This window comes from Deinococcus alpinitundrae (assembly GCF_009982895.1).
Classification (GTDB): Bacteria; Deinococcota; Deinococci; order Deinococcales; family Deinococcaceae; genus Deinococcus; species Deinococcus alpinitundrae.
In genome coordinates this window covers 1-581 of sequence record NZ_WXZL01000105.1, presented here as the reverse complement: position 1 = coordinate 581, position 581 = coordinate 1, and the positions used below count along the sequence as shown (strand labels likewise).

Below are 581 nucleotides of genomic sequence, written 5' to 3'. Positions count from 1 at the left end.
CTCACGGGGGTAGGAGCCGCGCAAGACGAAGTAGCCGATGGGGGGCAGCACGCCGTCCCCAGCAGTACGGAAGCGCAGTACAGCCTTTGAGGTTAACGGACAGTTCTGGGGGACACCGACCACGATCAGGATTTGGTTGAACGGTCCGATGCGGGCGATGGGCCGCACGTCGGCTTTGCAGACGCCGGGCGGGATGGTCAGCAGCGAGGCCAGCACCAAAGCCAGGCCGCTGAGGGTCAGGGTGAATTTCAAGTGGCCTCCGACATGGTTCAAGTCTTGCCGCGCCCGTGACACCCAGGCAGGGCAAGCGAACGCCCCCGCGTGGAGCCGGGGGCTGGGTGGGGTGTTGGGTGCTGTCGGTGCGTTCAGTGAACGGCGGTGGTCTCCTGAGCGAGATTCCGTAGTACCTGCTGGCCTTGTTCGGTCAGCAGGTACTGGCGCAACGCACCACGCCTTGGGCCCAGCGCAAACAATGCGGTCCCTCTTATTGATCTCGGCTGAAGTTCACGATGGGAGGTAGCTGTGCAGGAGGCGATCAGGGAGGCGCACATATCGGACGCGCTGCCACCCGACCTTCAGGC

Annotated in this window: 1 protein-coding gene; it reads right to left on the bottom strand. The window is 64.2% G+C overall.

All coding sequences use genetic code 11. The features are described from left to right. The coding region (locus tag GUI70_RS22590; protein WP_161884514.1) for a hypothetical protein at nt 1-252 on the bottom strand (252 nt) is incomplete at its 3' end. Nucleotides 253-581: the final 329 nt, after the last annotated feature.